General features: G+C 64.2%; 16 protein-coding genes. 7 read left to right on the forward strand and 9 right to left on the reverse strand.

Annotated features, from left to right (window positions below; translation table 11 throughout):
- Positions 1 to 12: 12 nt before the first annotated feature.
- Positions 13 to 678, reverse strand: coding sequence for a helix-turn-helix transcriptional regulator (locus tag BJI69_RS21150; protein WP_052767391.1), 666 nt, complete (start codon positions 676 to 678; stop codon positions 13 to 15).
- Positions 679 to 833: 155 nt separating this feature from the next.
- On the reverse strand, positions 834 to 1556 hold the full coding sequence (locus BJI69_RS21155; RefSeq protein WP_046969578.1) for a VOC family protein: 723 nt from the start codon (positions 1554 to 1556) through the stop codon (positions 834 to 836).
- Between the two features lie 110 nt (positions 1557 to 1666).
- On the opposite strand from BJI69_RS21155, the gene BJI69_RS21160 reads away from it, so the two are divergent.
- Both BJI69_RS21160 and BJI69_RS21165 read left to right on the forward strand, forming a co-directional pair.
- The gene (locus BJI69_RS21160) at positions 1667 to 1885 is read left to right on the forward strand and encodes a hypothetical protein (RefSeq protein WP_125903154.1); all 219 of its coding nucleotides are present in this window, start codon (positions 1667 to 1669) and stop codon (positions 1883 to 1885) included.
- An 82-nt stretch (positions 1886 to 1967) separates the two neighbouring features.
- Positions 1968 to 3959 (forward strand): CocE/NonD family hydrolase, encoded by a 1992-nt coding sequence (locus BJI69_RS21165; protein ID WP_078023394.1) that lies wholly within the window; start codon positions 1968 to 1970, stop codon positions 3957 to 3959.
- Positions 3960 to 4119: 160 nt separating this feature from the next.
- Here BJI69_RS21165 and BJI69_RS21170 read toward each other — a convergent pair whose 3' ends face one another.
- From BJI69_RS21170 to BJI69_RS21180, 3 genes are read right to left on the reverse strand one after another with little or no spacing between them, the layout of a single operon-like run.
- Positions 4120 to 4449 carry a hypothetical protein gene (locus BJI69_RS21170; protein ID WP_046969576.1) on the reverse strand — a complete coding sequence of 110 codons (330 nt, stop codon included), beginning with the start codon at positions 4447 to 4449 and terminating at the stop codon, positions 4120 to 4122.
- A gap of 14 nt (positions 4450 to 4463) precedes the next feature.
- Positions 4464 to 5231: a LytR/AlgR family response regulator transcription factor gene (locus tag BJI69_RS21175; protein WP_046969575.1), complete on the reverse strand. Its 768-nt coding sequence runs from the start codon at positions 5229 to 5231 to the stop codon at positions 4464 to 4466.
- Positions 5224 to 6462 carry a histidine kinase gene (locus BJI69_RS21180; protein WP_046969574.1) on the reverse strand — a complete coding sequence of 413 codons (1239 nt, stop codon included), beginning with the start codon at positions 6460 to 6462 and terminating at the stop codon, positions 5224 to 5226. The genes BJI69_RS21175 and BJI69_RS21180 overlap by 8 nt, the downstream gene beginning before the upstream one ends.
- Positions 6463 to 6676: 214 nt before the next feature.
- On the opposite strand from BJI69_RS21180, the gene BJI69_RS21185 reads away from it, so the two are divergent.
- On the forward strand, positions 6677 to 7018 hold the full coding sequence (locus BJI69_RS21185; protein WP_046969573.1) for a hypothetical protein: 342 nt from the start codon (positions 6677 to 6679) through the stop codon (positions 7016 to 7018).
- A 56-nt stretch (positions 7019 to 7074) separates the two neighbouring features.
- Here the strand turns inward: BJI69_RS21185 and BJI69_RS21190 are convergent, their stop codons facing one another.
- From BJI69_RS21190 to BJI69_RS21200, 3 genes are all read right to left on the reverse strand, one after another.
- A complete protein-coding gene (locus BJI69_RS21190) occupies positions 7075 to 8004 on the reverse strand; it encodes an LD-carboxypeptidase (RefSeq protein ID WP_046969572.1) in 930 nt (309 codons plus the stop codon).
- A 252-nt stretch (positions 8005 to 8256) separates the two neighbouring features.
- The gene (locus BJI69_RS21195) at positions 8257 to 9237 is read right to left on the reverse strand and encodes a helix-turn-helix domain-containing protein (RefSeq protein ID WP_046969571.1); all 981 of its coding nucleotides are present in this window, start codon (positions 9235 to 9237) and stop codon (positions 8257 to 8259) included.
- Positions 9238 to 9514: 277 nt separating this feature from the next.
- The gene (locus BJI69_RS21200) at positions 9515 to 10903 is read right to left on the reverse strand and encodes an Hsp70 family protein (RefSeq protein WP_046969570.1); all 1389 of its coding nucleotides are present in this window, start codon (positions 10901 to 10903) and stop codon (positions 9515 to 9517) included.
- Positions 10904 to 11025: 122 nt separating this feature from the next.
- On the opposite strand from BJI69_RS21200, the gene BJI69_RS21205 reads away from it, so the two are divergent.
- Positions 11026 to 12771: a M28 family metallopeptidase gene (locus BJI69_RS21205; protein WP_071925057.1), complete on the forward strand. Its 1746-nt coding sequence runs from the start codon at positions 11026 to 11028 to the stop codon at positions 12769 to 12771.
- Between the two features lie 107 nt (positions 12772 to 12878).
- Here BJI69_RS21205 and BJI69_RS21210 read toward each other — a convergent pair whose 3' ends face one another.
- A complete protein-coding gene (locus BJI69_RS21210) occupies positions 12879 to 14300 on the reverse strand; it encodes a porin (RefSeq protein WP_046969117.1) in 1422 nt (473 codons plus the stop codon).
- Positions 14301 to 14603: 303 nt separating this feature from the next.
- On the opposite strand from BJI69_RS21210, the gene BJI69_RS21215 reads away from it, so the two are divergent.
- From BJI69_RS21215 to BJI69_RS21225, 3 genes are all read left to right on the forward strand, one after another.
- Positions 14604 to 16862, forward strand: a complete 2259-nt coding sequence (locus tag BJI69_RS21215; protein WP_046969116.1) for a TonB-dependent receptor — start codon at positions 14604 to 14606, stop codon at positions 16860 to 16862.
- A gap of 364 nt (positions 16863 to 17226) precedes the next feature.
- Entirely contained in the window at positions 17227 to 17412 is a 186-nt protein-coding gene (locus tag BJI69_RS21220; protein ID WP_046969115.1) for a hypothetical protein, read from the forward strand.
- 41 nt (positions 17413 to 17453) lie between these two features.
- Entirely contained in the window at positions 17454 to 17789 is a 336-nt protein-coding gene (locus BJI69_RS21225) for a hypothetical protein (RefSeq protein WP_046969114.1), read from the forward strand.
- Positions 17790 to 17792: the final 3 nt, after the last annotated feature.

The following is a 17792-nucleotide window of genomic DNA, read 5'->3' on the forward strand; positions in this document are numbered from 1 at the left end:
TAATTCGGCCAGTCAGTCGAACGCCATACCGATGAGTACGAGTGGCGGTCGCGCGCCCGGGGTGAAGCCGCCGTGCCGCCGAAACTCACGCGTCATGTGCGCCTGATCACTGTAGCCACCCTCGAGAGCAGCCTCGGCCAGGCTCAACGGGTGGCTGTCGCGCGTCAGCAGGCGCATTGTCCTCTGGAACCGCAGGACAGACGAATAGGCCTTGAAGGTAAGGCCGAGTGCCTGCGACAGGTGGCGACGGAGCGAACGCTGCGGGATATCGACAGCAGCGGCAACCTCGCCGAGGCTGAGTCGACCGCCCCCTGCCCCGACGAGTTCTATCGCCCGTTTGACCGGCGGCGGCAGTTCATCTGCTGAGGCGGCGCGACAACGAGCGACACCACGAAGGGCAACGGCGAGTTCCGCTGGCGTCGTTGCGGAACGAAGCGCTTCCGCATCGGAGCCGAGCACGTTATGTACCTCGCGACCGACGATGCCGGCGTCACGTAACAACGCGGCTTCGACGCCGAGGCAGGCTCCACCACGGCCGGGGCGAAAGCGGACACCGAAGAAGCGGTCACCGCGCATAACCGTCACATCGCTCCAGCGTTGTGCGGGACCCACGATCATCAGTTGAAGGTCTTCCACCGGTCGGTCGTCCTCGCCACGAAACGCGACGATGAGATCCATACGGCCATCCGGCAACACGACATGCACACCATCGGACGACGCCGTGAACCTCCACTCTGCCTCTAGCGCCGACAGTGGCGCGGATGATTCGGTGTGTTCGAGGTAGTCGGAGGGCCAGGGCATCGAAGGGATTCTGGCGTTATCGACGCCAAAGGTCACCAGACCGAGATCGCACCTCGCATGCGCTTCCCGGGGGACACTGTTTCCGAGGTGGCTGTGCTCATCCGCCACCCCTGCCCGTCGGTCACCACGACGCCGGGCAGGCCGCCTTCGACGAGCAGTTCGATGCCTCGCGCCCCCGGAAGCCGTTTCCCTTCCGGAAACCAGGGACGGTCACGGTCCACGACGATGAGCAATCCCTCGTGATCGCCCATCGGAGCGAACCCGTCGGAGACGTTACCGAACGGCAGCAGGCCAGTCGCCACGACGAGGTCACGAACTAGCGCCGGGACATCCTTGGTCGGTAAACCCACTTCGCTCACGCAGGCGATTTCGCTGCTACGGAATCCGGCCGTGACGGGGCCACCGAGGCCGAGCGGACGTCGCCCGATGAGTTCGAGCACCGCATCATGGGGACCGGCGAAATAAACGGACTCCGAGTCCCATGCGCCCCCAAGTCGAAACCGCTCCTGCCCGCGCGGATCGCGCAGCAGGAGCGCCCGCTCGCCCAGCCAGGCGCAAGCTGCATCGAAGCGGTGATGGGGGAGGTTGAAGGCCAGATGGATGGCTCCCGCGTCCGTCGACGTAGGGACGATCTCGATATCGGTCCAGCCGACATGGATGGTCGATCCGGTCGTCGGCAGTTGAAGAACATCGCGATAGAAAGCCAGGCAGGCGCCTGCGTCGGTGGACGGCAGGGTCAGTCGGGTGATGCGCATGAGGGGTCCGGCCTCCGTTCGGGACAGCTATTGAACAACCTCAAGCAAGGTTGAGGTCAAGCACGAACGTACACGACTTGCGTACACATGGCGGGCGTAGCCTTGGGGCCATGACACATCGCGACGATCTTCAAGGGATGCTCGACCGCCTGGCCACCGAGGTGCAGGCAGGCTTGCATGAGAATCCTGACCCGGATGCGTTCTGGCCGACGTTCGCGACGCAGTCGAACCTCGTGCTGGAGGCGGCGGGACCGGAGCATTTCGACTGGGTGAGTTCAGAGGTATCGGCCATCCTCATGAAACACGGGATTTCGGTGCCCGAAGCGTAGCGTCCATGCCAGAAGTCACGGATTTACCTGCTTAGGACAATTTGCCAGACTCGGCCGATCGTCCCGACAACAAGGCTTCAGCATGCGACCCTCGCGCCCTGCCCTCTCACACGTCAGGACCGCGTTGTCGGTCGGCGTCACTTCCTTCTGCCTCGCACTCGTCGCGTCGCCCGTCGCCGCGCAGGCCGTGCAGACGCCCGAGCAAAAAGCCCTCGTCGCCAAGCGCATCGATCTCGAGAAGCAGCTCGAGGACATCGCCATCATCGATCGCAAGGTGATGGTGAAAATGCGCGACGGCAAGCACATGGCGGCGGACATCTACCGCCCGAAGAACGCGACCGGAAAAGTGCCGACGATCTTCTCGCGCACGCCGTACAACTTCAATTTCTGGGACGTGAAGATCGGTGCGCCACGTGACATGACGCACGAGATCGAAGCCGTGAAACATGGCTACGCGCTGGTCGAAATGAACGAGCGCGGCCATTACTTCTCCGAAGGCAACTACGACATCCTCGGCGCGCCACTCAGCGATGGCGTCGACGCCGTCCGCTGGATGTCCACGCAACCGTGGTCCAACGGCAAGGTGGGCACGACCGGCTGTTCGTCGACCGCCGAATGGCAGATGGCCGTCGTCGCGGAGAACGAACCGGCACTGGCCACGTTCAACGTACAGGGCTTCGGCGCGGGCGTCGGCAAGGTCGGCCCGTATTACGAGCAGGGCAACTGGTATCGCGGCGGCGCCGTGCAGATGCTGTTCCAGGCGTGGATCTATGGCCAGCAGAACCAGGTTCGTCCGATGTTCCCCGCCAACACGTCACAGGCCGACCTGATCCGCGCCTCCAAGGCATTCGACCTCGATCCGCAGATGCCGCCGGTCGACTGGGACCAGGCGTTCTGGCACCTGCCCGAGAACGAGATCCTCAAGGCTGTCGACGGACCGAAGGGCATTTTCGCCGATGCCATGGACGTCCCCACCGGCGGCAACATGATCGCGCGCACGCCGAACAGCCCCGCCTGGCGCAAGGGCGGCCTGTGGCACGAGGACATGAAGATCAACAAGCCCGGCCTGTGGTTCATGAGCTGGTTCGATGTGTCCGTCTCGCCGAACCTCGCCGCGTTCAACCAGGTGCGCGCCACGGCACCCAAGGCCATCGCGGACGAGCAGTACGCGATCATCGCGCCGGTGCTGCACTGCGCGTACACGCGTGCCACCGAACACACCATGATCGGCGACCTCGACGTGGGCGACGCCCGTTTCGATTACCAGGGACTGGTCTTCGGCTGGTTCGACAAATTCCTCAAGGGCGTGGACAGCCCCGTCGTCGATAAGCAGCCCAAGGTCATGTACTACGTGATGGGCGAGAACAAATGGCGCAACTCGCCGACGTGGCCGCCGGCGGGTGCGGTGACGCGCGACCTGTACTTCACCAGCGGTGGCAAAGCCAACACGCTCTACGGCGACGGCAAGCTCGTCGACGCGGCCGGTGGCACCGATCAGCCCGATAGCTTCGTCTACGATCCGGCTAACCCGGTCACCACGCTCGGCGGTGGCGGTTGCTGCCAGGGCAACGCGGTCAAGTTCGGTTCGTTCGATCAGAACCCGCAGCTGACGCGTAACGACATCCTGGTCTACGACTCCGAGCCGTTCAAGGAAGGCACCGAAGTGAGCGGACCGATCACCGTCACGCTCTATGTGTCGTCCGATGCGAAGGACACGGACTTCACCTTCAAGGTGATGGATGTTGGCACGGACGGCAAGGCGTTCAACATCACCGAAAACATCCAGCGCATGCGTTACCGCGAGGGCTACGACAAGCCGCCGGTGTGGATGAAGGATGGCGAGGTGTACAAGGTCACCTTCCAGCCGATCGACACGAGCATGTTCTTCTATCCGGGGCACAAGCTGCGCGTGGCGATCTCCAGCAGTAACTTCCCGCGCTTCGACCGCAACCTCAACACCGGTGGGAACAACTACGACGAAGCCAAGGGCGTGATCGCGCACAACGCGGTACATCACGACGCGGCGCATCCGTCGAAGATCACGTATACGATCGTGCCGCGTACGTCACCCTGATCGCCGTCGGCAGCGGGTTGCCCGCTGCCGCGGGATCGCCGCTGAAGCGGCTCCTACAAAGGACAGGTTGCTCCATGCCCTCTGTGGGAGCCACGTCGCTCGGTGTGGGAGCCGCTTCGCTCTCTGTGGGAGCCGCTTCAGCGGCGATGCCTTTGGCAGGTCACCCCGCCCGGCAATCGGCGGACACCTTGCCCTCGGACGTCATGACGCATTGGCGGAATCCCGCCGGCAGGTTATCGAGGCGCAACGCCTCGGCCACTGACAGCGAGAAAACGCGGACCTGCGCCTCGCCGTTGAATACCGTGTAGTAGCAGCGACCGCTCTGGCTCGCCTTGCATTCGAACCACGCGCGGCCCATGCGCACGTCGGTCAGGCTGTCGAGGGTCACCTTCCCATTCTCTTGTGCCGTGGCCACGATGCTGCGGTTCTGCGCGTCGGTGCAACCAGCGAGGTTGAGGAAGCAGTAGATGATGGCTAACAGGGTGCGCATGGAAGTCTCCTTCGTCACATGGCGCGGAAGATGGCCATGAACGGCTGACTCACATTCAGGGTTTCGGGGCGCCCTCGCAGGCGCAGACAGCCCTTGCCGGTGTCGTCTCGCTCGACCGAGGCGACCTGGCGCAGGTTGACGATGGTGGAACGATGGATCTGGCGGAAGGTTCTCGGATCGAGCTGGCGTAGCAGCTCGCGGATCGGGCGACTCAGCAACGCGTCGCCCTCGGCGGTCGCGACCACCGTGTACTTGTTGTCGGCGCGGAAGTAGATGACATCCTCGACGAGGATCAGGCGCGTCGCCTTGCCGGCGCCCGCGGTGATCCAGGTGAGCGGCTCGTCGGGCACGTCGTCGAAGCGCCCGATCAGGTCTTTTGCCAGGTCACCGGTGCGTCGTGCATGCCTTGCCGCGTCGGCGAGTCGGCCGCGTAACCGCGTCACCGCCTGGGCAAGCCGCTCGGCGACCACTGGCTTGAGCAGATAGTCGATCGCGCCGCGCTCGAACGCGTCCACGGCGTACTGGTCGTACGCGGTCACGAAGACCACGAGGGTATGCGGGCTGGCATCCGCCGCCGCCGCCGCCACCTCCATGCCGGTCAGGCCCGGCATGCGGATATCGAGGAAAGCGACATCCGGCTGGTGCGTAACGATGGCTTCGAGCGCTTCGCCACCGTCCTCGCAGACGGCCACGATCTCGAGCTCGGGCCACGCCTTGGCCAGTTCGCGCTGGAGGGCCGCGGAGAGCAGCTTCTCGTCTTCGGCAACGATGCACTTAGGCATGATCGCTCACTCCCTTGGCAGGCAGCGTGATCGTCGCGGCGACGCCGTTGGGGAAGTTGTTGCCGATGACGAAGCTCGCCGTCGCGCCGTAGGTCAGGCGAAGGCGTTCGCGCAGGTTTCGCAGACCGATGCCGGTGCCCGAGCCTTCGCTACGAAAACCCATGCCATCGTCGGCGACGGTCAGTGAGAGCAGCCCACCTTCCACGCGACCGCGTATCCACACGCCACCACCGCCAGGCTTCGGCTCGAGGCCATGCTTGATGGCGTTTTCGACCAGGGTCTGCAACATCATCGAGGGCATCGGCAGCGCGGCGATCTCGTCGGCGACCTCGGTGTGCACCGTGAGGCGCTCGCCCATGCGCAGCTTCATGATTTCCAGCCATGCGGTGGAACGTTCCAGTTCCTGCCCGAGCGTGGACAACGAACCATCCGTGCGCGGCAGGGAGCGGCGCAGGTAATCGATCAGATGGCCTAGCATGCGATCGGCGCGGGCAGGATCGGTGCGGACCAGCTCCTGTGCGCTGGCCAGCGTGTTGTAGAGAAAATGGGGTTCGACCTGGGCCTGCAGCAGGCCGAGCTGGGCGGCGGTCAGTTCCTTCTCCATCGCAGTCTGGCGCACGTCGGCGCGTTCGCGGTTACGGCGCTCGGTGAGCCGCTGGGTCATCGCACGGACCAGGGTTTCGACGTGTTCCAGCGATGCCCCGCCGTCCGGATTGAACCAGTCCATCCAGGCGCTGCTGTCCGGTTCGCAGACGAACATCACGCTGCTGGAGCCATCCGAGGGCGTGATCGTCGCGGACACCTTGGTGTTCCGATCGAGGCCTTGCTGCGGCATGCCACGACGTCGCGGAAGGTCGCCAGGCAGCAAGCGAACCAGGGCACGCAGCTGCAGCCCCCCACGACCTCCGGTGATGTCCTGCACGTTCGGCAACTCGCGGATGACTGCCTCGACGATGTCGAAGGCCTCATCGGCGCCATAGGGCACTTCAACCCGACGACGCTGCCGGTTGGACAAGGTTTCGGCATCGATACGTCCGGCGATCGTACGCACCCGGTAGAGATGCGTGACGCCCCGCCCCAGTGCGATGAGCAGGCCGACGAACCAGGCCAGCGTGACGAACCAGGGGAGTTCGCCGTGGTGCCAGTCGAAGATGCCGAACAGCACCAGCAGCATGCACCAGGCGGCAAACCATGCGACGAGCACACGACCGAGGAATTTGAGGCTGGCCATCGCAGGGCTCCGGAACTTGACTGCGACGGAGCATACGATGCGGCGCGGGCCTTCCTCGACGCGTTTCCGACGAAACGCCGGATTCGCCGACGAAACCCTGAGAAAGCACCCTTCTGCGCCGCAGCATGACCTGCGGGGCTCGATGGGCCATGCTCGGGCGGTTGGCTCTAGCGGTGGGGACCGCGAGCCACGACAAAGACAAAGGGGTTAACGCATGGCTTTGCTGCTCGTCGTTTTCGCTGTCGTTGTTCTTGCGATCTATCTCGGCATCAATATGCTGCCGAAGAATCATCCCGCCAACTGGCTGCTCGGTATCGTCGGCGGCGCCTGCCTCGTCCTGGCCTGGTACGCCATTTTCCGACCGATGATGATCGCCACGGGCGGTTCCGATCCGTCACTGATCACACTGGGCCTGCACGCCGCCGGCATCGTTTCCTGCGTGCTCGGCATCGTCTGCCTGGGCGTGTGTGTGTGGCGCGACCCCGCCCGATTCTGGATGCTCTCGATCGTCTTCATCGGCGTGATCGGCGCCACCCAGGTCACGGCACTCGGCTGAGCGCAGCGTCACCGGCCTGAGCCTCGGGGCTCAGGCTTTCTACAGCTCAGGCCTGATCAGGCCTTATACGGATAGCCACTCACTAGTAGCTCGGCCGTCCCGTCCGCGACGTCCAGTACGGCGCGGGCGCCGAACGGCAGGGTCCATTTGTCCTGTCCGTGACCGAACGCGAGACCGCGAACAACCGGAATGCCGCAGGCTGCGGCGAAGCGATCGAGCGCGTGCTCGATGTCGTAGCCGTTGTCGTATTCGCTGACGCGCTGGCCGCCCAGCCCGCCCAGGATGATCGCCCGCTGCGTGGCGAGCACACCGCTCAGCGACAGCTCATACAGCATCCTCTCGACGCGGTACGCCTGCTCGCCGGTCTCCTCGACGTAGAGGATGCCGTCCTCGATCACGGGCAAGTACGGCGTACCGATGAGGCTACAGAGGGCCGAGAGGTTGCCTCCCCATAGGGTGCCCTCGGTGTGGAGATCCTGCTGCCCGTCCGGACACAACCAGCTGATATCGGTACGCGGTGACTGCAAGGTCTGCCAGAAGTGCCGCCACGTATTTTCGCGCAGGTAGCCGGCGCCAAAATCCTGCACCAGCATCGGGCCGAAGAGCGAGCCGATCCGGCAGCGCGCATAGAGCGCGCACTGGATCACCGTGAAATCGCCATGCCCGACCAGCACGCACGAACTTTCCACGAACCGAGCCGACAAGCCCTCGTAGTCGAGGTGGGCCAGCAGCGAGATGGCCCCGTAACCGCCGTGAATGGCCATGACGACGTCCGGCAACGGCAGGTCGGGATTGGCGAGCTGGTTGATGTCCGCCGCGCGCTCGGCATCGCTGCCGGCAAAACGCAACGACACGCGGTCGACCACATGGGTACCGAGGACCGTGTGGCCCGCCGCTTGCAGGCGTTCAATGCCTCGCTGGCAGGCGGCGCGATCTTCGGCGTAACCGGACGGAGCTATAAGACGTATCTCGAATCGTTTTGACATGACTGGCAGTGCGTGACTTGCACTACCAATACCTCTACGGGCGCGCAAAGGCAATCCAAAGTTGTCCGACGAGGGCTCGAACGCCTCGCGGCGCGTCTGCGCGGTGTCACGGATCACGGCCATCTCCCCTGGATCGAACCACCACGCCCGGACGGACGTGGTTGGATCGATTAGAGGAGGAGGACGCGGATCCCACTGTTCAATTGCGGCAACGGGATAATCGTAAACGGCAGCGTCCCTGCGCCGTGGTCGCTACCAGCCTTCGAACTCCTCGGCTGGAGCCAGGTCATCCGCCGGGGCGCTTCGCACGAGCGTTTCCCGCGGCTGTTCGCCGAACACGCTGCGGTATTTCTCAGCGAAACGAGAGAGATCCCACATGCCGCAGCTGAGTGCCACGGACTTGACCGAGCGCCGGCCGGCTTCCGCCGTGACGAGGCTGCGGTGGGCCGTGCACAGTCGAAGCATGGCGAGGTAGCGATTGGGCGGAATGCCCAGCAGGTCGTCGAACGCGTAGCGAAGGCCGCGTTCGCTGGCCCCAGCGGCCTGGCAGAGCTCCTGCGAATAGATATCGCGACGGAGATTGGCACGCATGAAACGCTCGGCGCGCCGCATCACCTGGTAGTGCGCCCGTCGACCGCGCGAGGCGACCGGCCGCTCTTCGGACGAGGAGCCCAGGGCGACGCGGATGTGCTCGTCGAGCAGATCCTCGACCGGACCGAAGGCCAGATCATCCGCCTCGCGGACGCGCTCGCGTATTTGCCGGTAAGCGCGCTTGAGATGATCGGAGGTCACCGAGAACAGGCGAAGTCGTTGTGCGGCCATGTCCACATCGGCGTGGTCGGAGGCCATGAATCGCGCGCGGAAACGCGCATAGGGGGCGACCACGAGGGTGAAGCGCGTGCCGCGCTCGAACATGAAATCGGTCGGCGTGCCACGCAGCAACGTCACACCCATTTCCGATTCGACACCGACACCCTGGCACCAGCTGCGTTCGCCGGTCTCGTGCAGGTAGACGAGCATGCATGCGTCGTCGGGCACGGTGAGCGATCCCCGTACATCGAAATCGATGTGCCCGGTGAGATACGTCACTCCGTCGTGCGTCTTCGACGCGATCGACGCGCGGGGCCGGGCCGGGCTGAGGGTCAACAGATCGACCTCGCACATGCCCAGCGACGCGCCAAGACTGACCAGATCGTAATCTTCCAGCCCCTGAACGTTGGAAGGGCGAGTCATGCGCCTACCTCCCTGCGGTTGGTTGTTCCTTGTGTCGGCGGGACGACGTCACGCCTATGACGTTCCGTCCCGGCAACGCCCCATTCGTTGCCCATCCGTATCCGAACGCAAACCCTTCCCATATGCACCCCCGCAGCATCCACTGGCAGGCCACCCCTGCCGCGACTGAATCTCCATCGATCGGCACTAACTCACTTTCTCAATCGCACCGCGCCGACGCCATAACTAACGATGTAATGCAGGACATGCTCGCACATTGTGAATATGCCGAATTAGCTTAGCGACTCTCGGAAGCGATTGATGAATTTGATAAAAGTGCCGCTTGTGCGAGCCCAGAGACTACACCCAGCGAGGGGTCGCCGTGTACTACCCGGATGCCGGGGAAACTTGCGCCCACCCGCTCACGAACCTGCGGCGACCGGGACGTGCCACCAGTGAGAAAAACGCTCGCCGGTGCCTCACCAATGTCCGCCTGGGCCTGGTCGAGAAGGCGTCCCATGCGGTCGAGGAAATCTTCCGACGCCGCACGAAAATCGCCGGCAACAGCGTCGATCTTCAGACCTGCCTCGATAAAATCCAGCGTCACCGACGCTTCGTCGGAAGCGGAAAGATCGATCTTCATGCGCTCGGCCGACTGGTTCAGCCGGGTGGTCGCACCGGTGCCCTGCAGGGCACGCAGACGCGACCCGAAGGGCTCGTCCACGAGGCGATAGTCCTGTTTGCGGAACTCGCGCTGCTTGGGCAGGTTGTGCACGCTGGCCGCTTCGACGAAATGGTGGACTGGCACGCCACTCAGGTCTTTGCCGAACCGCGGCATGAAGCTGTGCAGGCTCACGCCGACGTCGAGATCCGTGCCGCCGCGCGGCAAACCCCAGCTGCGATGCATGATCGGCACTTCGCCGGCACCGAGTTCGGCATAGGCGACGTCGGTCGTGCCGCCGCCGATATCGACGATGATCGCCCGCTGACGTTCCGCCAGCGACTGGTGGTAATGCATGGCCGCGGCGGCAGGCTCTTCGAGGAACGACACCTCGTCGAAACCGGCGATCCGCGCCGCTTCACGCAGAATGGAGAGGGCCTGCTCGCCGCCAGCGGCGCCCATGGAGCTACGGAACTCGACCGGACGGCCGATGACCGCTTCACGGACCGGCGTGCCGAACTGACGGGTGGCCACCAGGCGAACGTGCTCCAGGATATGCGCCGCGATGCTGACGATGGTCTTGCGCACACGCGGATCGAGCTTGTAGCCGAACATCGACTTCGGCGATTCGATCAGGTTGCCCGTGCCTTCTTCGAGATAGGCATCGACGGCTTCCTCGCCAAAAAGGGCATCCTGGAAGCTGGCCACGGACGCCGAGGCTTCGCGTGTACGCTCTTCCATCCACTGACGGCGCACGACGCGGATGGCGTCTCGACGCAGATCCATCTCGCCTCGCGGGGTGCGACCGGCCTGGCGCTCGTCGAGACGCGAGGCGCGCACGAACGCATCCACCTGGGCCTCCAGGGCCGGGGTCAACACGAAGTCGTCCACGTTGGGCACCACTTCGGGGAAGAAAACCGCCGTCCGGAACTGGCGGGCGTCGCCAAAACGGACCAGTTCGAGCTGACCGTCCACGACGGCCGCGGCCGCCGAATAGCTGGTTCCGAAGTCGATGCCGATACGCATGGGGAGAGGTCTTCCGGGAACGGGATAACCGACCATTATGGGGCCCTTGTCGCCCCGGCGACAGGGTCGCCCTTGCCGTTACACTCGGAATCCTCTTTATCCACCCATGGGGCTCCCCGCCGATGCGTCGACTCGCTCTCGCCTGCCTGACCGCCCTGACCCTGGCGGCCTGCCAGTCCCACGACGAAGACAAGACCGCGGCGGCCCCGCCGGCCGCCCCGGCCAGGGCCGCCACCTCGCCCCCGCCGCCGCTTCCCGCCGTGGCGAACGAGCAGCACACCTTCAGTCCCGAGATCACGCCCGACGACTTCGCTGCCCACCTGCGGGTGATCTCGTCCGACGAATACGACGGCCGCAAGCCCGGTACGCTGGGCGAGCGCCTGACCACCAATTACATCATCGAGCAGTTCAAGCGGATGGGCCTGGAGCCGGGCAACAAGGGCGAGTGGGTGCAATCCGTGCCCGCCGTCTCCACCGCGCTGACCGATACGGCCAACGTCAGGCTCGATGTCACCGAAGGGGGTGGCCAGGAAGCGTTCGCCTTCGGCAGTGACATGGTCGCCGGCACCTTGCAGGCAAAGTCGGACGTGGACCTCAAGGACTCGGACGTCGTCTTCGTGGGCTATGGCGTGAACGCGCCGGAAGCCCAGTGGAACGACTTCGACGGGGTGGACGTCAAAGGCAAGACGGTGATCATCCTGGTCAACGACCCGGGCTGGAACGCCAACGACCCGACGCTGTTCAAGGGTCGCGAGATGACCTATTACGGCCGCTGGACCTACAAGTTCGAAGAAGCCGCCCGCCAGGGTGCCGCCGCCGCGTTCATCGTCCACCAGACCGAACCCGCCGCCTACAACTGGAACGTGGTCCAGAGCAGCTGGTCCACGCCCCGTCTCGACCTGCCCCAGAGCGAAGATCCGTCGCCTCGCCTGCCCGTCGCCGGGTGGCTGACCCATGAGGCCGCGCAGCGCCTCTTTGCAAAGGCGGGAAAGAACTTCGACGACCTCGCCAAACAGGCCGATGTTCGCGGCTTCAAGGCCGTGCCACTCGAAGCCAAGGCATCGATCCACCTGCAAAGCGCGATCACGCATTCGCTGAGCAACAACGTCATCGGCATGGTCAAAGGTAGCGACAAGCCCGACGAAGCCATCGTCTACACGGCTCACTGGGACCACCTTGGCCACGATCCGTCGCTCAAAGGCCATCAGATCTACAACGGCGCCGTGGATAACGGCACCGGCATCGCCGCCCTGCTGGAAATCGCTGGCAAGTTCGCCCAGGACAAGCCGAAGCGCACGGTGATCTTCGCCGCGGTGACGATGGAGGAATCGGGCTTGCTCGGCTCGAAATACTACGTCGCCCACCCGCCCTTCCCGCTCAACAAGACCGTTGCCGACATCAACATGGACGCCCTGCCCATCACCGGCGCGACGAAGGATATGGAGGTCGTCGGCCTTGGCCAGGGTGATCTCGAAGACATGTTCGCCGAGGTGCTCAAGGCAGACGGTCGGGTCGTCAGCGGCGATGCCTCACCAGAGAAGGGCCATTATTTCCGCTCCGACCACTTCAACTTCGCCAAGGCCGGCGTGCCCGCGCTCGCCGCCGGCGGTGGCATCGACATGGTGGTCGGTGGCAAGGCCGCCGGCGAGGCCGCCGAGGAAGACTACGTAAAGAACCACTACCACCAGCCCACCGACGTCTACGACATGCGCTGGAACTTCGACGGCGTCACGCAGAACGTCAAGGCCTTCTATGCCCTCGGCGAAAAGCTCGCCGACAGCGACGTCTGGCCTGTGTGGAAAGACGGAAGCGAGTTCAAGTCCGTTCGCGAAACCTCCCTCGCTACGCCTTCTAAAAAGAAAAAATAATCCTGCACAACAGCTCGTGTAGGAGCCGATTCATCGGCGATCCCGCGGCAGCGGGCCAGGGTGTCGCAAGCACCCATCGCCGATAAATCGGCTCCTACACGGTAGGCTCAGTAATTCACCTGCAACTGCATGCGCAGCAACTGCCCGTCGATCCGACGATAAGGCGCCGTACTCACGTCCGTACGGCGCATGTTCGCCCACGCCACCGCCAGCTCGACGGCGTTCGACGGCTGCCATTCGATGCCGGCCTCGATCTCATCCACCTGCATCTTCGGCGCGTTCGTGTCGAACTTCGCCGCGCCGCGATAGGTCTGCCATTTCGCATACGGCATCAACGAGCCGTAGTCACCGTCGAACTTGTACATCACCTGCGCATAGCCGCCACGTAGCGACTGCGTGCGGACGACACGGCGTGCGACATCGAGCTCAGGACCCTGCCCCACCGTCCACTCCGCCTGGAACCCGAACGGCTGCGGGTAATACACCACGTGCGCCGCGACACGACGATCCGTCGAGCCGGCGACGGGTGCATCCACCGTGGGAGTAAACGTTCGGCCGTCGATGGTCGCCGAACCGGTCGTCACCTTGTAGCGGCCGGAATACGCGTCCGCACCCACCTCGAGGTACTGCCCGTTCGCGAACTTGAACGGATAGGAGAAGTGGATCACCGAGTGCAGCTGGTCGTTGCGATCGGGACGATTGGCGCCCTGCCCGTTGTACACGCCGACGCCGAACACGCCGTAGTCGCCCGAGCCCTTCAGGCCCGACTTGACCAGGTAGGCGTAGCGCTCCTTGATCTCCTTCGGTGTCCAGTAAAAGAACACGCCCAGATCGCGCTCGTCGCGCACGGCGGAGTTCAGCGCATCCGCGCGATCGAGGGCGAGGCGGTTCTGGCTGGACTGCAGGTCTTCCCAGCCGTACGGAATCTTCGACTGACCGGCACGGATGCGGTAGGTCTTGTCCTTGTCCAGCCACAGGTCCGCGTACGCATCGCGCAACTGGGCGAAGTTACCGGTGCTCGAGCCCGTCGGCGTGCTGGCGAAGTCGGGCTGGATGTAGATCGACATCTTGTCGGTGACGTCGCCGCTGATGACAACGCGCGCACGACGAATGCCAAAGCCCTGTTCGCGACCGATGTAGCGATCGCCGGGGGATTTGAGGTCCTTCGCGTCCCCGCCGACTTCCTGGTTGTAGCGCATCTGCAGGTAGCCGCGGATGCCGATCTTGTCGTACCAGGCCTTGGTCGCCGGCGTAGCCGACGATGCCGACCTGGCGGCCACGGCGGGCTGCGCGGTGCTGCTCGCCGTGGCCGTGGCGACGGTCGGAGCCGCCGTCGTGGCCGCGACGGGCGCCGGCGTGTCGGTCACCTGGGCGAACTTGCCAAGACGCTGCCGGCCCGGGCCCGGCTCCGCAAATAGCTGCCGCGTAGCGGTATCGACGTAGAGCTCGATGGCTTCTTGCGGTGCGCCCTCGGCGGCCGCGGTGCCGCACATCGTCCAGAAGGCGGCGGCCAGGGGAAGTCTCTTCATGGTTCTTGGCTCCGAAAATACTCAGGAAAACGGTTGAGAAAAACCTCAAACGTCGGCGATAGTGACGTCTAAATGCGTTAAACGTCGCCAACGCGTTCGATCGAACGGCACGTTATCCGTCGTCCATTGCACTTCGGTGACAGTGGCAGGGGATGCCAGTCCACGCAGGTTTCTGCGTTGCAACACTTCCGTCATGCCCACGTCACAAGGGATAATTCGCAAAGACGCGCCCTCGCCAGGGGACCGGCTCGACCGCAGTTGGCGAGGCACTCTCACCCCAGGAACTCCCAGGCGGAACACACCATGTCTCTCGTTAGCTCGCGCCGTATGCCGCGACGTCTCGTCATTGCCCTGTCTATCGCCACGGCGCTCACCGTCGGCCCTGCCTTCGCACAGGACGCCGCGCCCAACGCTCCGAAGGTCAAGACGGCCACGCTGGAGACGGTCACCGTCACCGCTGAAAAGCGCACGGAAGACCTGCAGAAGGTGCCCATCTCGATGACCGTGATCACGGCCGAGAAGCTCGAGGCCTTTGGCCAGGCGGGCGACGGCGTGCTCCAGCTCGCCGCGCGCGCACCCAGTGTGTATGCCGAAACCTCGTACGGACGCGAGTTCCCGCGGTTCTACATCCGCGGCCTCGGCAACAGCGACTTCGACCTCAATGCGTCGCAGCCGGTGTCGATGGTGTACGACGACATCGTCCAGGAGAACCCGATCCTCAAGGGCTTCCCGTTGTTCGATCTGGAGCAAGTGGAAGTGCTTCGCGGTCCGCAGGGCACGCTCTTCGGCCGTAACTCGCCGGCCGGCGTGATCAAGTTCGAATCGCGCAAGCCGACCCAGGAAACCGAGGGCTATGCCCGCGTGTCCTACGGCTCGTACGGCACGGCCAACGCCGAAGCCGCCATCGGCGGCAAGATCAGCTCCGACTGGTCGGGCCGCGTCTCCGCCATCGCCCAGCATCGCGACGGCTGGATCGACAACGATTACAAGGGCAAGAAGGACGACCTCGGCGGTTACAACGACCGCGCCGTTCGCTTGCAGGCGCTGTACAAGCACTCCGACGACTTCGACGCCCTGATCAACGTGCACGGCCGCCTGCTCGACGGTAGCGCCATGGTCAACCGCGCCAACTCGATCACCCTGGGCAGCGACCAGTTCGTGCAGGGCTTCGACCGTGACTCGGTCTCGCAGGATGGCAACAACAAGCAGCACCTGTTCACCTGGGGCAGCAACCTGCACCTGAACTGGCACTTCGGCGATCTCAACTTCACCTCGATCACCGGCCTCGAGCGCGCGCAGACGTACAGCCTCGGCGACGTCGACGGTGGCTACGACGCCTCCGAGACGCCGGCCCGCCCGAGCAGCACCGACCGCACCACGCCGTTCTATTCCGAGACGGCCGACGCACTGCCGAAGGATCGCCAGATCAGCCAGGAGTTCCGTCTGTCCAACGACAGCTCGGAGCGCCTGAAGTGGCAGGTGGGCACGTACTACTTCGACGAAGACGTTGCGATCACCAACTACTCGTACGACACGCTCAACAACCACGCCCTCAACGGCCTGGTCGACCAGAGCCAGCATACGAAGGCCTGGGCGCTGTTCGGCTCGACCGACTACCAGTTCACCGACGAGTTCGACGTCCGCGCCGGCGCCCGCTGGTCGCACGACAAGCGTGACTTCAGCGCGGAGCGCTTCCTCGGCTTCACCGGCCCGATCGGCCCGCTGACCTCCAAGCCGACCGACTCGCGCTGGAGCGGCGACCTCACCGGCACGTGGCAGCTGTCGAAGAACGCGAACGTGTACGCACGCGTCGCCAACGGCTTCCGCGCGCCCAGCGTCCAGGGCCGCATCACCTTCGCCAACAGCATTTCCACGGCACGGCCGGAGACAGTCACCTCTTACGAAATCGGCTTCAAGTCGACCACGGAAGACAACAAGGTCCGTTTCAACGCCGACATCTACAAGTACGACATGCATAACCAGCAGCTGACCGCGGTCGGTGGTGCAAGCAACGTCACGCAGCTGATCAATGCGAAGAAGACCCAGGGCTACGGCACCGAGTTCGACCTCGAGGCTTACCTGACGCCGCAGTTCTACATGACCGCCGGTGGCAGCTATAACCACACCGAGCTGAAGGACAAGAACCTGGCGATCGCCCCGTGCGGCGGCGGCTGCACGGTCCTCGATCCGCTCAATGCGGACGGCAATGCGCTGATCAACGGCAATTCGCTGCCCAACGCGCCGAAGTGGATCGGTACCTGGACCGCCCGCTACGGCATCCCGTACGGCGAGAGCGGTGAGTTCTTCGTCTACACCGACTGGAACTACCGCAGCGAAGTGAACTTCTTCCTGTACGACTCCGAAGAGTTCAAGAGCAAGCCCTTCCTCGAAGGCGGCATCCGCGTCGGTTACAACTGGGACTTCGGCAAGCGCGAGATCGCCCTTTACGGTCGCAACATCACCGACAAGAAGGTGATCACCGGCGGTATCGACTTCAACAACCGCACGGCGTTCGTCAACGACCCGCGCATCATCGGCGTCGAGTTCCGCGCGGAGCTGTAAGCCTCTCGCGACCTCGCTCGGCTGACGGCCGGCTCCTTCGGGGGCCGGCCGTTTTCGTTTTGGGCAAAAAAGACCTGTGGGAGCCGATTCATCGGCGATCCCGCGGCAGCGGGCGAGGTTGCGGCTAGCACCCCATCGCCGCTGAAGCGGCTCCCGCAGAGATGCGGCGATGGGCTGCCCGCCTAAACCTTTTCCTCACAGACCGCATCAGAGCTAGTGCCACCGACGCACCCCACCAGCACAGCGCGGCAGGGCATAGGCCATAAGTCATATGGAATTTCACGAAATTCTGGTTGACGACTAAAAATCTGGTGTTATAGTTCACTACAACACCGGTCACCCACACCACCACTGGAGTACTGACATGAAAAACAACCTCAACGTCGCCGCCCTCGCCGCCGCCTTCGTCATCGCCACCGCCACCCTGGCCGGCTTCCACAGCACCAGCACCTCCGCCGCTCCCATCACCGAGATCAACGGCACCCACGTGACCGACCTGGCTCCGATCGTCGTCTACGCCGACGCCGACGCCAACGTCGCCTCCCTCTAAACCCACTGCCCGACCTGCAGCACAGTCATCGGAGTCGAACCATGAAAGCGCCGAACCTCATCGCACTTACCGCCTCTGTCCTGATTGCCGGAACCAGCGTGTTCGCCCTGCGCTCCTTCGATGACCGCGCCGCTGCACTGGTCGCCGCACCTCATTTTGTCAACGGCGTCCGCGTCGTCGACCTCCCCGCTATCCAGGTGAGGCCCACCGACGCCGATGTGCGCGAGGCTGTCCTGGCTAGCGAGGCCACCCTGGACTCGGCGGCTGCCGCCATCAAGCGCAGCGCGGAAGATCGCGCCGCTGCGCTGATCGGCGCGCAGCTGGCCATGCCCTACTATTCGTTTGGTAATGCACTGCGCCGCACGGCCAAGGATTAACTA

Origin of the sequence: Luteibacter rhizovicinus DSM 16549 (assembly GCF_001887595.1) — a bacterium.
Lineage (GTDB): Bacteria > Pseudomonadota > Gammaproteobacteria > Xanthomonadales > Rhodanobacteraceae > Luteibacter > Luteibacter rhizovicinus.

Coding starts and splice junctions, on each gene's coding strand:
- BJI69_RS21215 (WP_046969116.1), top strand. CDS start 14,604: ATGTCTCTCGTTAGCTCGCGCCGTATGCCGCGACGTCTCGTCATTGCC.
- BJI69_RS21165 (WP_078023394.1), top strand. CDS start 1,968: ATGCGACCCTCGCGCCCTGCCCTCTCACACGTCAGGACCGCGTTGTCG.
- BJI69_RS21155 (WP_046969578.1), bottom strand. CDS start 1,556: ATGCGCATCACCCGACTGACCCTGCCGTCCACCGACGCAGGCGCCTGC.
- BJI69_RS21210 (WP_046969117.1), bottom strand. CDS start 14,300: ATGAAGAGACTTCCCCTGGCCGCCGCCTTCTGGACGATGTGCGGCACC.
- BJI69_RS21200 (WP_046969570.1), bottom strand. CDS start 10,903: ATGCGTATCGGCATCGACTTCGGAACCAGCTATTCGGCGGCCGCGGCC.
- BJI69_RS21175 (WP_046969575.1), bottom strand. CDS start 5,231: ATGCCTAAGTGCATCGTTGCCGAAGACGAGAAGCTGCTCTCCGCGGCC.
- BJI69_RS21160 (WP_125903154.1), top strand. CDS start 1,667: ATGACACATCGCGACGATCTTCAAGGGATGCTCGACCGCCTGGCCACC.
- BJI69_RS21170 (WP_046969576.1), bottom strand. CDS start 4,449: ATGCGCACCCTGTTAGCCATCATCTACTGCTTCCTCAACCTCGCTGGT.
- BJI69_RS21195 (WP_046969571.1), bottom strand. CDS start 9,237: ATGACTCGCCCTTCCAACGTTCAGGGGCTGGAAGATTACGATCTGGTC.
- BJI69_RS21180 (WP_046969574.1), bottom strand. CDS start 6,462: ATGGCCAGCCTCAAATTCCTCGGTCGTGTGCTCGTCGCATGGTTTGCC.
- BJI69_RS21190 (WP_046969572.1), bottom strand. CDS start 8,004: ATGTCAAAACGATTCGAGATACGTCTTATAGCTCCGTCCGGTTACGCC.
- BJI69_RS21220 (WP_046969115.1), top strand. CDS start 17,227: ATGAAAAACAACCTCAACGTCGCCGCCCTCGCCGCCGCCTTCGTCATC.
- BJI69_RS21205 (WP_071925057.1), top strand. CDS start 11,026: ATGCGTCGACTCGCTCTCGCCTGCCTGACCGCCCTGACCCTGGCGGCC.
- BJI69_RS21185 (WP_046969573.1), top strand. CDS start 6,677: ATGGCTTTGCTGCTCGTCGTTTTCGCTGTCGTTGTTCTTGCGATCTAT.
- BJI69_RS21225 (WP_046969114.1), top strand. CDS start 17,454: ATGAAAGCGCCGAACCTCATCGCACTTACCGCCTCTGTCCTGATTGCC.
- BJI69_RS21150 (WP_052767391.1), bottom strand. CDS start 678: ATGGATCTCATCGTCGCGTTTCGTGGCGAGGACGACCGACCGGTGGAA.